This window comes from Alkalihalobacillus sp. R86527, assembly GCF_042466185.1.
Taxonomy (GTDB): domain Bacteria; phylum Bacillota; class Bacilli; order Bacillales; family Guptibacillaceae; genus Guptibacillus.
The window spans coordinates 3,358,711-3,372,622 of sequence record NZ_JAXHBW010000001.1; the positions used below are offsets into that span (position 1 = coordinate 3,358,711).

Genomic DNA, 13,912 nt, shown 5'->3' on the forward strand with positions numbered 1-13,912 from the left:
AGGATAGGGGAGGTGAACAGAATGGGAAAATCATCGATGTATATTGCTTCGACAATTTTGTTCCTAGCGATAGTGGTAGGCTTTACATACTGGCTGTCTACAACGGAAGAACACGCTGGTTCTGAAGGAAGCCATGGTGAGCAGACTGAAGACTCAGCAGGAGGAGAAGCAGAAAAAATCTTCTCTCAGAACTGCGCTTCCTGTCACGGTGAGAACCTTGGTGGGGGAGCAGGTCCTGCACTAGAAGCTGTAGGTGGTAAATATTCAAAGGACGAGATTCTCGGCATTATTAAGAATGGTAAAGGTGGCGGAATGCCAGCTGGTGTCATTCAAGGTAAAGAAGCTGAGATGGTCGCTAAATGGCTGTCCGAAAAAAAATAATATTGTAATAAAAAGCTTTCTGTTAATCCAACAGAGAGCTTTTTATTATTACCTTTGAATGATCTATTATCACTTCGTTGAAAGCATTATCACAGAATAGCTTGACTTCAAGATGTTTTTGTTGAGTTATCTTCTCTCGCGATGTATAATGAAGCTGTAAAATAGTATACGAACTATCTTCGGGGCAGGGTGCAATTCCCGACCGGCGGTGAAGGAATAATTTCCTCAAGCCCGCGAGCCTGTAGTTTGGGCAGGATCTGGTGTAAATCCAGAGCCGACAGTATAGTCTGGATGGGAGAAGATGGTGGAGTAGCAAGCTCTCTATTGAAAAATAGACGATAAGCTTGCTTATTTCCCCATGCCGACTACCATGAGCCCCATACTCATGGTTTTTTTACGTGCATAGGGCCACATCTCCTTTTCGATGGTTCAAAAATCAAAGGAGCAATGTCAAATGAAAACTGTATCAAAGACACAACGTATGATCGTTGTAGCGATGTTCAGTAGTATTTCATATCTACTGATGCTACTAGATTTTCCACTACCTGGTTTTCCTGTTTTTCTACAAATTGATTTCAGTGAAATTCCAGCACTTTTTGTGGCGATTCTGTATGGTCCAGTAGCAGGTATATTAGTTGAAGCAATAAAGAACTTTATCCATTATGGAATTCAGGGAAGCTTTACTGGAGTCCCTATTGGACAGCTTGCTAATTTTATTGCAGGTGTATTCTTTATCGTGCCGACTTCTATTATATTCAGGAAGTTTAACCAGACACAGAAAGGCCTTACGATTGGGCTAATTCTTGGAACTCTCTTGATGTCAGCAATGATGGGATTGTTGAACTATCTCGTAATTCTTCCAGCTTACACATGGTTCATGGGATTCGAAGCGATGTCAGCTTCAGCACGTCAGGCACTAGTTTTAACGGGAATTACACCGTTTAATATTATAAAAGGTTCGATTGTAGCTGGTATATTTATTGCCTTCTTTATTAAATTAAAACCGTGGTTTGCGAAACAAACCAGACTTGCTTAATAAAACGAAACGCGTATCCTCATGGGATACGCGTTTTTTTATATTGACGTTTTTTCCATATGAAGGAAAACTAATGCAAGTTGTTGAATACGTACAAAAAGTAGAAAAGGAGGTACTCACCTTATGTTATCCATTGATTGGCTTGAAAAATCAACTATTTTAGATCTACAACAAGCAATGTTTGAAGGAAGATTAACATCTTATGAACTAGTTTGTTTTTACTTAGAACAAATCGCGAACTTTAACTCTGAAATTAATGCGGTATTGGAAGTGAATCCAGATGCTCTGTTTATTGCAGAGGGTCTTGATCGAGAACGTAATTTACAAGGTCCAAAGGGCATTTTGCATGGTATCCCTATTCTACTGAAAGACAATATTAATACAGGTGATAACATGCACACGAGTGCAGGCTCATCTATGCTTTCGAATTCTTTCGGTAGAGGTGATGCTTTTCTCGTTTCTAACCTTAGAGAAGCGGGAGCAGTCATACTTGGGAAAACCAATATGACAGAATGGGCGAATTTTATGAGCGACACAATGCCTAACGGCTATAGCTCGAGGGGCGGACAAGTACTAAACCCTTATGGTCCAAGAACACTAGATGTAGGCGGTTCAAGCTCAGGCTCTGCAGCTGCTGTAGCATGTCATTTCGCCACTGCTGCTATCGGAACTGAAACGAATGGGTCTATTCTTAATCCTACAAGCTCAAATGCTACAGTTGGAATAAAGCCAACAGTCGGATTAATTAGTAGACAAGGGATTATTCCTATCTCCTCTACTCAGGACACAGCAGGACCTATCTCTAGAAATGTAACAGATTCCGCCATCCTACTCGGTATTCTATCAGGGCAAGACAACGATGACCCTTCCACCCTATCAGCACCCGTTCAAAGCGATTATACACCTTACCTTTTCAAACCCACCTACGAGAATATCAAACTTGGCATAATCAAAAATGGTTATTACGAAGAAATGCATCCGGAAGAACAAGAGCAATTTGATTTTGCCGTTACAAAGTTGAAGAATGCAGGATGTTCAGTCATCGAGATCAACGAGATAACAGCAGATCAAGAAGAATTAGAAAATGACTATAATGTGCTTTTATATGAATTCAAAGCAGGAATCGATGCATACCTTGCTAAGGAAACAAGATTCCCAAACAACCTTAGTTTGAATTCTATTATTGAATACAATAAGAAGAATGAAGAAAACGCTTTGGAATATGGTCAGTCACTATTACTCGAGGCAAACAATACGAGTGGCACATTAACGGAACCACACTATCTAAAAAGTAGACTCAACGATATTAAAAAAGCAAAGCAAAATGGGCTTGATTCATTATTTAAAAATGAAGGGTTAGATGCCATTCTATTTGGTGGGAGCTATGGATCTACACTCCCAGCAAAGGCTGGTTATCCATCAATTACAGTACCAGCAGGATTCACTTCTAACGGGAAACCATTTGGGCTCACCTTTACCGGAACCCCATTTAGTGAACCGCAGCTTATTAAACTAGCCTATACGTTCGAACAGGTTACTGGTCATCGCAGAGTACCTAAAGTAATCACAAAGCCAGTCACAAAATAAGAGAAGAGCCGGGCAAGCCCGGCTCTTCTCAGTTTGTAGAAAAACCTGATTATTGTGTTCCCTATGCCGTAGGAGTTTGAATACCACAAGATTCCTGTGGACGAACGCCCGTTTTCCACGGGAGTCAAGTGGTCTTCACTCCTACTAGGTTGTAATCAATCAAAGCAAACTTTCCGAATGATTACTATTTAAGTTGTTCTCTGTTTTATTTCTCTAGAAGTAATTTAATTTGCTTTTGTCTTGTTTTCAAAACCACATATCAATGTTGATTGGAGCGGAAGGATGCTCGACTCCTGCGGGACGTGCGGGACAGGTGAGACCCCACAGGAGCGTTTTGAAAGCGACGAGGAGACTCACCGCCCGCCCCGCGGAAAGCGAGCATCCTGAAGCGGAAATCACTACCATATCCGTGGCGAATGGTCCTTAATACTTCCTCGACAACCTGAGAAGAGCCGGGCAAGCCCGGCTCTTCTTCTATTTACTATTCGATTGTTACCCACTTAAGTGAAGAATCTGCTCCAAATTTATGCATGTGATAGTTCTTAACATGCTCTTTCATTATAATCGCACCTCCACGCTGGTAAGTAGGAATAATAGCTGTATCTTCTTCAATTAGGATACGCTCAGCTTCCTGCATCATTTCCCAACGTTTCTGCTTGTCCGTTTCTTCTTTAGCTCCAGAAACTAACTTGTCATACTGTTCGCTAGAGTAATCCATACGGTTGTATGCTCCATCAGTTTCAAACATGTAAACGTATGTCATTGGATCTGGGTAGTCTGGTCCCCAACCACCCGTTGAGATGTCAAAGTCGCCACCATCTTCAAGATCAAGGAACTGCTTCCAAGGCTGTTTGTTGATTGTAATTGTAAGACCATCTAACTTAGATTCAAACTGCTCTTTTGCATATTCTGCGATTTTTGAAGCTAGATCTGAATCAGTCGTTAGGAATTCGATTTCAACTGAATCTTTTCCAAGAGCTTCTAGACCTTTCTTCCAATATTCAGCAGCATCGTCTGCTGTTTTGTCAGCAAGGTAACCGTCTGGAGTAGATGCTCTAAAATCTTCACCATCAAGGAATAGGAATTCTTTTGGCACAAGATAACGTGCTGCAATTGAACCGTTGTTAAGTAGTACATTAACGAGTCCATCACGATCGTAAGCAAGGAATAGTGCTTTACGAACATCATTATTAGCTAGTACTTCATTCTTTTGATTCAAACGAAGGAAATAAATAGCTGTGTCAAGAATAGTAAAGAAATCATCTCTTCCCTGGAATTGATCAACAAAATCTGCACTTAGGCTAGCACGATCAATCTTTCCAGTTTCATAAAGGTTAACTTTTGTAGCTTCGTCTTTAACGATCTTATAGTTTGCTTCTTTAAGTTTAACAGTATCAGCATCCCAATACCCATCGTTCTTTGCTAACTGCCAACCTTCACCATGGTTCCATTCAGCAAGTGTAAATGGTCCGTTGTAAAGCATCGTATCTGCTTCTAGAGAATAATTTTCTCCTTGCTCAGCAGCAAATTTAGCAGGTTGTGGATAGAATGATGCAAATGTTAGAAGATCGAAGAAATATGGAACCTTTTGAGTTACAGTAACTTCAAGCGTTTTTTCATCTACCGCTTTAACTCCTAGCTCTTCAACTTTACCGTAAAGTGGGTCACCTTCAGTTACGATTTCATTTCCGTTCTTGATACCAGCTGTTCCTAGCATTGATGCATAACCGCCCATTGTATCAGGGTGGATGATTTTCTGCCAAGCATAAACGAAGTCTTCAGCTGTTACCGGTGTACCGTCAGACCAATTCGCATCTTCACGAAGAGTAAACGTATAAACCGTTTCGCCGTCCTTTTCTTCTACCTTAGGCTCTTCAGCAGCCATACCAAGGACAGGTTTGTTATCCTTATCTAAACGATATAGACCTTCAAATACCTGGTTCATTACGTTGAATGCTACAGTATCAGTTGCCTGTGTAGTATCCATCGTTGGAATATCCTGTGTATCCGTAAGATTCAATACCTGTTCTTTTGTTTCTTCTGAGCTTCCTGAATCTCCTGATGCTTCTCCTTCACTGTTGGTGTTTCCAGAAGTACCGGAATTCCCAGAACAAGCTGCAAGGAAAAGGCTCAACAACATGATGACAGAAAGCAATAGAGAAAACTTCTTTTTCATTGTGTTACCCCCTATTTGTTTTGCCATCCAGGTAAATGAGTTACCGATCTCTACCTCTCCGAAATGGTATAAGGATCCTTCATGAGTTCAATAACAGGGAGGTCATGTCACTCATTGTTATGTACACCTCTTTCACACTTCAAAGTAAGAAACCAGTAACCATTTAACTGAATGTTTAAACTTATTGTAAATTTCAAAAAACTTTCTGTAACCATCCAATTTAGTCTAATTGGCACCAACCAATTTGTAAATATATGCTATAAATACATGCAAATGGCTTATCCTCCTTATTTAGCAAGGACTTTTGAGCTAAAAAGTTTTTTAAAAATTTATACAATTTTCTCTAAATTTCTCTATAATAAGGGGTGAGGTGATAAAAAATGGCGAGACTCAGCCTAGATTTTGATAGTAAAATGCCACTTTATAAACAAATTGTAGAATACTATCAAAATGCCATCATGAATGGCTACCTTATACCAGGTACTCTTCTTCCTACGGAACGAGAGCTTGCAATACAATTAGCAGTAAATCGGAGTACAATCACAACTGCTTATGCGGAACTAAGAGCTAATGGTTTAATTACATCAAGACAAGGTAGCGGTACACGTGTTAGCGAAGAAGCTGAAGAGCTTCTCCCCAGCCATTCTATTACTTGGAACAAATTACGCAATCATCACTTAAACGAAGACAGTTTAGCTTTCAAACAAGTGTATAAATATATGAATGAACCATCGTTTATTAATTTATTGACAGGGTCAGCCGCTCCTGACCTTTGTTTAGCAAAAGAGACAAGAGAGCTCATTCCTTTCACAAATAAGGAGAGCAATGAATCACTAGTGACATCTAGTATTTCTAGTTCATTATGTACCTTCATCGACGATGAAGTTGACCCTGAAAACATGATTCTTACTTCAAGCATCGAGCAAGCCATTCTGATTTCACTCAAGTGTTTGCTTACGCCTGGTGACACGATTGCAGTAGAAACTCCTGCTAATTTTTCGCACATCAATATGTTATTAACATCAGGCATCAAAGTCATATGGTTTTCAATCGATAACCCTCTAACAGATCAACTTTTACGAAAAGAAAAGTTAAAACTCGTCATCACTAGCCCACTATACAACCAATGCGATAACATATCATCTACGATCAAAAAAAGAAAAAATCTACTACAATTATGTGAGAAATCAACCATTCCTATGGTCGAAATCATTGAAGCTCCACTACTGATTCATTCTAGAGTGAATGCCATCCCTTCCTACTACGAACTAGCGCGAGACCGTAAGTTTGTCATACAAATTGGGCACTTTACTGGCATTGCCCCAGGAATAAGTATTGGGTGGATCCTAGGCCCATCAAATGTAAAGCTACGCCTTCAAGAAGTTCAAATGCAGCTCGGACTAATACCGCCACCCGTGCTTTTGGAGCTAGTTGATAATATATTGAGTTCCGAAGTCATGTTCACCCATCTTGATGATGTGTTAAAGGAACTCCATGAGCGAAGACATCTCCTCTTGTCGATGATTGAGCCTTTCTTCGAAGAGATTAGCATAGTCGATAGAAATGATCCTACTTCATTATGGTTAGATATAAAAACCTCTATTACCGACAACGAGATTGTGAAAGTGTTTCTTGAAGAACACTTGCTGCTTCTCCCACATGCAGGTATCAATGACACGGTTAGCATTAAAATCCCACTGTTCTATGTCAATAGGACCCCATTACTCGAAGGTGCCAAAAGGTTAATTTCTAGTTTGAACAAAATACAAAGAAGAGAATTAGTACAGGCACATTAGAAAACGGTCGTCAAAAAAAAGTGCGTTGCTCTTCGCAACACACTTTTTATTTATTTCTTTTTCTTTTTTCTTTTGGAATCACGTTGCTCGCCTAATTCTACACCAGTCCCCTGGCCCTCAGGTTGAGAAGAAGGAAGGCCGGTTGTAGATGGGTTTGCTTTTCGCTTTGCCATACGACTCACCTCCACTTCTAGCATTTCCTTATTATTGAGTTCTTATCAAAGAAGAATTTGGAATCTCAACGCCCTGCTCAGTGATAAAAACCTCAATCTGAAGCTTATGGTGGTAATCATGTTCGACTAATCCTTTTATATAGCTCGTTAAACACAGTGGGTATTTATCGATATAAAACGTATACTCCCATTCTTCAGGTGTGAATTCCTGGAGCCTCGCCACGACTTTTTGGCGTTCTAGAATTGTTTCATGAATCAATTCACTTTGTGATTTCCCTGACATTGCATACTTTGCTGCTATCGAATTGGTTTTCTCAACACTGATAGAGTTTTTTTCGAGCTTTGCTTCATTTTGTATAAATGGGAGCCGTTCCTCTAGAAGGTAGGTATCCCATACTCGAAGATGTGCTAAAACCTCAGCAATTGACCACTTACTTTCCTTAATCGGGGTGAAAAACGTTTCTTCACTTACCTGCTTAACTGTTTCCTCTAACCAATCTGGCAAAGAAGCATATTGATCCAAAATAGAACATCCATCATCCATGACATAGCGCCCCCTCAGAATAAGATTATCTGCGATGTTGCCTCGTACGGTCCCCGGCTATTTTCTTCCATTTTTTTCGTTCCTCGATCTGTGCTCGTTTATCCGTTTGCCTTTGTAAATATGCTAATTCCTTCTTGAACTTCTTATAATTCTCGAACCTTCTTTGGTCAAGTGTTCCTTCAACGATTGCTGAATTCACAGCACACTTCGGTTCCTCTGAATGTGTACAGTCCCGAAAAAAACAGTTCTGAGAAAGGTCTTCTATTTCTTGAAAGCTATTCGTCATGCTATCTCCTGCATCCCAAAGCTGAAGTTCTCTCATTCCAGGAGTGTCGATCAAGACGCCTCCCATGTCTAAAACGACCAATTCCCGACTCGTTGTCGTATGCCTTCCTTTTCCATCATCTTCTCGGATATCTTGAACTTTTTGAATGTCACTACCATATAACTTATTGATTAATGTCGATTTTCCTGCTCCAGATGAACCAAGAAGTGCAACCGTTTTACCTATACCTAAATATTCTTGCAGCCCCTCAAGTCCTTCACAAGTCGCCGAACTCACGATATGAACAGGCACACCACCAGCTATTTTCTCAACAGAAAAAGCTTTCTCATCAGAATCATCACATAAATCAGCCTTGCTTAACACAATAACAGGATCAGCACCGCTCTCCCATGCCATTATAAGATAGCGTTCAATTCTTCCAAGGTTAAAATCCTGATTGAGAGCGTTAACAAGAAAAACGGTATCTATGTTAGCTGCTATGATTTGCTCGTCAGTTGTGTTCCCTGCTGCTTTTCTTGAAAATTTACTCTTACGTGGGATGAGCTGGTGAATAATCGCGTTCTTCTCTTCATGTAATAAAGTAGCTAATACCCAATCTCCTACCGCAGGTAACTCATCGCGGGAAGCTGCTTCAAAGCGATACTTACCAGAAAGGTCAGCACGAAAGATCGTATCACCATTACTTATCTCATAAGAGCCCCGATGTTCTTGAATAACTCTTGCAGGCTCATTTCCTTCCCATTTTCGTTCACTAAGCATTTCTTCAAAAAATTCATTCCAACCTAAATTAGTTAATGTCATCAAAATCCTCCTGATTAATAAAAATTAGTATTAAAAAAAAGCCGCTGCTAAGCACGGCTTTTCACACATCCCTACACTAGAGGGATTAAAAAAACCATGGACAGGTATGTACACAGTCCATGGCCTCATTAATCAAAAAGGATTTTCAGGCTTTCTTCGTCATGTAATGGACTGTGCACAATATGAAATTACAGTATTATTCATGTGATTTGACATAATACACAGCCCCTTTCCGTTAGTAGTACATTCATTATATGTTACTGATGATGAATTGTAAATGTTTTCTGAAAGATTAGGTCATTTCGATAACAACCGCTATGCCTTGGCCACCACCAATACAAAGGGATGCGACTCCATACTTACCTTTTCTTCGTTTCAGCTCTTTGATCATTGTATAGAGGACTCTTGTTCCACTTGCACCTACAGGATGACCGAGGGCAATTGCCCCTCCGTTTACATTCACGATTGATCGATCAAGTTCAAGCTCCTTCTCCACAGCAAGATATTGCGCTGCGAATGCTTCGTTAATCTCAATCAGGTCCATATCCTGCATCGTTAAATCAGCGTTCTTCAAAGCGGTTTGGATAGCAGGCACAGGTCCAATTCCCATGATAGAAGGATCGACCCCTGCAATACCCCAGGATACGATTCGGGCAAGCGGGGATAGGTTTTTAGATGTCACATACTCTTCATCAGCCAATACAACAGATGCAGCACCATCATTGATGCCACTAGCATTCCCTCCAGTAACAGTACCGTCTTTCTTAAATGCTGGTTTTAATGTACTTAGTTTCTCCACAGTCGTACCTTCACGAATATGCTCATCTTCAGATACAGTTGTTACCTTCTTACCTTGAATTTCAACAGTTGCAATTTCTTCCGCAAATATTCCTTCAATCCTTGCGCGTGAAGCTTTTTGTTGACTTTGTACTGCGAACTCATCCTGTTCTTCTCGAGTGATACCGTATTTCTCAGCTAGGTTTTCACCTGTAACACCCATTCCATAGCCAGTATATTCATCGGTTAAAGTGGACCAAAGCATATCATCTACTTTTGGTGCACCTAACTTCGTCCCAAACCGGCTCCCTCTTAGTGCATGAGGAGATAAGCTCATGTTATCTGCACCACCTGCTAGAGCTGTTTTCCCTTCCCCCATCATGATTGATTGTGCTGCCGACACTATCGATTGTAGTCCTGATCCACATAGTCTGTTTACAGTTAAAGCTGGACTCGTAATCGGTACCCCTGAGCTTAACGCAATATGTCGAGCGAGGTAGGATGCATTTGAAGTTGAATGTATAACGTTTCCAATGACAGATAAGTCGATTTCATCTGCACTAACCCCACTTTTTTTAAGTGCTTCTTTACTAGCAATGACTCCTAAATCAGTTGGCGAAACATCTTTTAGTGCACCACCGAAGGTCCCAAAAGGGGTTCTAGCACCTTCTAGAATAAATACATCTTTCACATTATCTCCTCCATTCCTCTTTTTCATTTTACAAATGAAGGAAAGCGTTTACAACTATTATTGAGCCGTATAACCTCCGTCGATCACTGCTGCTTGTCCAGTAATGCCCTTGGCCTGGTCACTTGCAAGAAACATCGTGTAATCCGCAATTTCTTGAACCGATAATAGTCGTTTTTGAGGAACAAGTGGATAAATGACTTCTTCCAAAACTCGTTCAAGTGGGACGTTTCGGCTCTCTGCAAGATCTTCAAGCTGACCACGTACGAGTGGTGTATCGACATAACCAGGGCAAACGGCATTAACGGTAATACCATGCTCAGCACCTTCAAGAGCAGCAACTTTCGTTAATCCAATCACACCATGCTTGGCACTGTTGTAAGCTGACTTTCCTGAAAATCCAACTAAACCGTTAATTGAAGACATGTTTATGATGCGACCCGTTCCTTGTTTTTTCATAATCGGAAAAACAAGTTTCGTCGCAATGAAAGGCGCAACGAGCATTACTTTTGTGAGCAGCTCAAACTTCTCAGTTGGAAAGTCTTCTAAATTCGATACGTGCTGAAGTCCAGCATTATTTATTAACACATCAACAGCATTAAATCGTTCTAACGTTTGATCCAACAATGCCTGTACTTCTTCTTCTTTTGTTACATCACATCGTATACCAAGCGTTGTCGCGCCTTCCCCACGTATCGTTTCAGCAGCATTTACTACCTTCTCTTCATCAAGATCACTCAGAACGACATTTGCGCCATGTTTTGCAAACACTTTTGCAAGTTCTTTTCCGATTCCACTTGCAGCTCCTGTGATGACAACCACCTTATCTTTAACAAACAACTAACTTCCTCCTTCGAAACCTTAGATTCCTATCCCGAGACTGAATAAAATGATTGCGAGACCTAAGCCGATCAGCGGAACAATAACAGTTAATGCTCCTACTGCACCATATGCATCCTGGTGTGATTCTCCACATATTGCTCGAATTGTCGTCACGACATAGCCATTGTGTGGAAGGGAATCAAGTGCTCCAGAAGAAATAGCAATTGTCCGGTGAAGTGCTTCTGGATTCACACCAGCGTCAATGTAGTGCGGCGCAATAATCGGTAGTGCAATAACCTGACCTCCTGAAGCTGAACCAGTTAATCCGGCAATAACACTTACCGCGATCGCTCCACCAATTAATGGACTACCTGGAATGCCTGTCATAAAACCTACTGCCGTTTCAAATGCTGGAACTGCTTTCGCAACGCCTCCAAATCCAACCACTGCAGCTGTATTACCAATTGCAATCAACGCACCGAGAGTACCATCCGAAACAGCTCGACCAAAGTTTGCAAAGTATTTTCTGTTTAACAAGTATGTAGCTACGATCCCACCAAGAAGCGCTATAATCAATGCTGACTGCTTCAAGCTATCGTGGAAAATAAACGAAATAACCAATACGATCACGAGTGGAACTAAGCCCATTAACGGATGTGGTAGAGGACGCTCCTCAACCTCAGGGTCTTCATCTCTTGCAGTGAATTTCTCCCCGTTTGCTACAGCTTTTGAGATCATACGCTTCAACCACCAGTAACCAAACCCTGCCATAAACAATGCTACGATAAGACTGACTTCCCAACCTGCATATGGACTCGTATCTAGATATTCAATCGGAATCCAGTTTTGAATTTCGGGAGATCCCGCCGAAGTCATTGTGAACGTGACCGAGCCAAAGGCAAGCGCTGCAGGAATGAATCGACGCGGTAAATTTGCTTGTTTGAATAAACTTACAGCCATCGGGTATACAGAAAAGGCTACAACGAACAAGCTCACTCCACCATACGTTAAGATCGCACATGCAAGAACAATGGCTAGTACTGCCTGTTTAATACCTAACTTCGCAACGACCCATTTCGATACACTATCAGCTGCCCCGCTATCTTCCATAACTTTTCCAAAGATTGCTCCAAGTAAGAACATAGGAAACCAGGATGCAACAAAACCAGCGAATCCCCCCATGTAATTACCAACAAAATTGGCAGCTCCTTCTTCAACAAGTTGAGGAAACAGCGGGAGAGCACTCAATACTGCTACAAACAGTGCACACAGAGGCGCTACTACTAACAAGTTCATCCCTTTCATCGTAAGATAAATGAGTAGCAATAGCCCTCCTATCAATCCAATCATACTTAACATTCTTGTTCCTCCTTCTTAAAATGCGTCATACGTAATATCTGAGGCTACTACTAGTTCTGCTCCTGTTGAGCTCTTTATCTCATCGAGGGTAAACCCTTTCGCTACTTCTTTTAATACCAGTCCACCCTCTGTTACGTCAATGACAGCTCGTTCGGTAATAATCCGATTCACAACACCTTTTCCTGTTAATGGCAATGAACACTGCTCGACAATTTTTGGGGCTCCATCTCTATTCACATGATCCATAATCACTGCGATTTTCTTAGCACCGTGCACGAGATCCATCGCGCCACCCATTCCTTTGATCATCTTTCCCGGAATCATCCAATTGGCTAAATCGCCGTCCTTAGAAACTTCCATCCCTCCAAGAATAGCTAAGTCAATATGCCCCCCTCGAATCATTCCGAAAGACTCAGCGCTATCAAAAAATGAAGCACCTGTTGTAGCAGTAACGGTTTCTTTCCCTGCATTGATTAAATCTGGATCAACCTCTTCTTCTTCAGGATAAGCTCCGATGCCGAGCAAGCCATTCTCTGATTGAAGCACAACCGCTTTATTTTCAGAGATGTGATTCGCAACAAGAGTAGGCATTCCTATTCCTAAATTGACGTAGAAACCGCTTTCAATTTCTTGTTCAGCTCTTCTAGAGATACGCTCTCGATTATTCGTTTTAGTTGAACTCATTTCACCATCTCCTGACCCTCGCGTACTGTACGACGCTCGATTCGTTTCTCTTGCTCTGCTTCCAACAATCCCTGTACATAAATACCTGGTGTATGAACCTGATCCGAATCAAGCTGACCGGTTTGAACGATACTTTCTACTTCTGCTAAAGTAACTTTTCCTGCTGCTGCAATCATAGGATTGAAATTCCTCGCTGTTTTGTTATAAAGTAAATTACCCATCTCATCCGCTTTACTCGCCCGAACAAGGCTATAATCAGCATGAAGTGCTTGTTCAAGAACATACTCTTTTCCATCGAACACTCGCGTTTCTTTGCCTTTAGCAACCTCAGTACCTACTCCTGCTGGCGTATAAAACGCTGGAATACCTGCCCCTCCCGCGCGAATGCGCTCCGCTAGCGTTCCTTGTGGAATCAATTCAACCTCTAACTCACCTGAAAGGACCTGACGTTCAAACTCTTTGTTTTCTCCTACATAGGAGCCGATCATTTTCTTAATTTGTTTTTTCTTTAGTAAGAGACCAAGCCCCCACTCATCTACACCACAATTGTTTGAAATAACAGTAAGATCTTTCACACCTGATTCAACCAATCCTAGGATCATTTGTTCAGGTATTCCAACTAGCCCGAACCCACCTACCATGATCGTGCTACCATCTTTAATATCTTGTACTGCTTCATTTCCACTTCCAAATTGCTTTTTCATTCCTACAACTCCTTTCACATCTACTATGTATAATGCAAGTGCCATGCCAACTTTTTCTTTTTTCAAAAAACACTGATAACGCTTACTTTATAATCTTC

General features: G+C 41.1%; 13 protein-coding genes and 1 riboswitch. Of the genes, 4 read left to right on the top strand and 9 right to left on the bottom strand.

Going from position 1 to position 13,912, the window contains the following annotated elements; all coding sequences use genetic code 11:
• Window positions 1-21: 21 nt before the first annotated feature.
• The 3 genes from SJY16_RS17510 (at window position 22) to SJY16_RS17520 (ending at window position 3,004) form a co-directional block, all read left to right on the top strand.
• A complete protein-coding gene (locus SJY16_RS17510; RefSeq protein ID WP_377891203.1) occupies window positions 22-381 on the top strand; it encodes a c-type cytochrome in 360 nt (119 codons plus the stop codon).
• A gap of 171 nt (window positions 382-552) precedes the next feature.
• Window positions 553-688, top strand: a riboswitch (FMN riboswitch).
• A 147-nt stretch (window positions 689-835) separates the two neighbouring features.
• Window positions 836-1,417 carry an ECF transporter S component gene (locus tag SJY16_RS17515; protein WP_377891205.1) on the top strand — a complete coding sequence of 194 codons (582 nt, stop codon included), beginning with the start codon at window positions 836-838 and terminating at the stop codon, window positions 1,415-1,417.
• Window positions 1,418-1,540: 123 nt separating this feature from the next.
• Window positions 1,541-3,004, top strand: coding sequence for an amidase family protein (locus tag SJY16_RS17520; protein ID WP_377891207.1), 1,464 nt, complete (start codon window positions 1,541-1,543; stop codon window positions 3,002-3,004).
• Between the two features lie 481 nt (window positions 3,005-3,485).
• Here the strand turns inward: SJY16_RS17520 and SJY16_RS17525 are convergent, their stop codons facing one another.
• Entirely contained in the window at window positions 3,486-5,180 is a 1,695-nt protein-coding gene (locus SJY16_RS17525) for a peptide ABC transporter substrate-binding protein (RefSeq protein WP_377891209.1), read from the bottom strand.
• Window positions 5,181-5,560: 380 nt separating this feature from the next.
• Between SJY16_RS17525 and SJY16_RS17530 the strand changes: the two genes are divergently transcribed.
• Window positions 5,561-6,976, top strand: a complete 1,416-nt coding sequence (locus tag SJY16_RS17530; RefSeq protein WP_377891210.1) for an aminotransferase class I/II-fold pyridoxal phosphate-dependent enzyme — start codon at window positions 5,561-5,563, stop codon at window positions 6,974-6,976.
• A 50-nt stretch (window positions 6,977-7,026) separates the two neighbouring features.
• Here the strand turns inward: SJY16_RS17530 and SJY16_RS17535 are convergent, their stop codons facing one another.
• From SJY16_RS17535 to SJY16_RS17570, 8 genes are all read right to left on the bottom strand, one after another.
• Window positions 7,027-7,149 carry a YuzL family protein gene (locus tag SJY16_RS17535; RefSeq protein WP_377891212.1) on the bottom strand — a complete coding sequence of 41 codons (123 nt, stop codon included), beginning with the start codon at window positions 7,147-7,149 and terminating at the stop codon, window positions 7,027-7,029.
• A 31-nt stretch (window positions 7,150-7,180) separates the two neighbouring features.
• A complete protein-coding gene (locus SJY16_RS17540) occupies window positions 7,181-7,693 on the bottom strand; it encodes a DinB family protein (RefSeq protein WP_377891214.1) in 513 nt (170 codons plus the stop codon).
• A 25-nt stretch (window positions 7,694-7,718) separates the two neighbouring features.
• Window positions 7,719-8,780 (bottom strand): ribosome small subunit-dependent GTPase A, encoded by a 1,062-nt coding sequence (gene rsgA, locus SJY16_RS17545; protein WP_377891215.1) that lies wholly within the window; start codon window positions 8,778-8,780, stop codon window positions 7,719-7,721.
• A gap of 292 nt (window positions 8,781-9,072) precedes the next feature.
• A complete protein-coding gene (locus SJY16_RS17550; RefSeq protein ID WP_377891217.1) occupies window positions 9,073-10,248 on the bottom strand; it encodes an acetyl-CoA C-acetyltransferase in 1,176 nt (391 codons plus the stop codon).
• A gap of 57 nt (window positions 10,249-10,305) precedes the next feature.
• A complete protein-coding gene (locus SJY16_RS17555) occupies window positions 10,306-11,085 on the bottom strand; it encodes a 3-hydroxybutyrate dehydrogenase (RefSeq protein WP_377891218.1) in 780 nt (259 codons plus the stop codon).
• Window positions 11,086-11,106: 21 nt separating this feature from the next.
• Window positions 11,107-12,426 carry a GntP family permease gene (locus SJY16_RS17560; RefSeq protein ID WP_377891220.1) on the bottom strand — a complete coding sequence of 440 codons (1,320 nt, stop codon included), beginning with the start codon at window positions 12,424-12,426 and terminating at the stop codon, window positions 11,107-11,109.
• A 15-nt stretch (window positions 12,427-12,441) separates the two neighbouring features.
• Window positions 12,442-13,110: a 3-oxoacid CoA-transferase subunit B gene (locus SJY16_RS17565; protein ID WP_377891222.1), complete on the bottom strand. Its 669-nt coding sequence runs from the start codon at window positions 13,108-13,110 to the stop codon at window positions 12,442-12,444.
• The gene (locus SJY16_RS17570) at window positions 13,107-13,814 is read right to left on the bottom strand and encodes a CoA transferase subunit A (protein WP_377891224.1); all 708 of its coding nucleotides are present in this window, start codon (window positions 13,812-13,814) and stop codon (window positions 13,107-13,109) included. Before SJY16_RS17570 ends, SJY16_RS17565 begins: the two co-directional genes overlap by 4 nt.
• Between the last annotated feature and the right edge of the window lie 98 nt (window positions 13,815-13,912).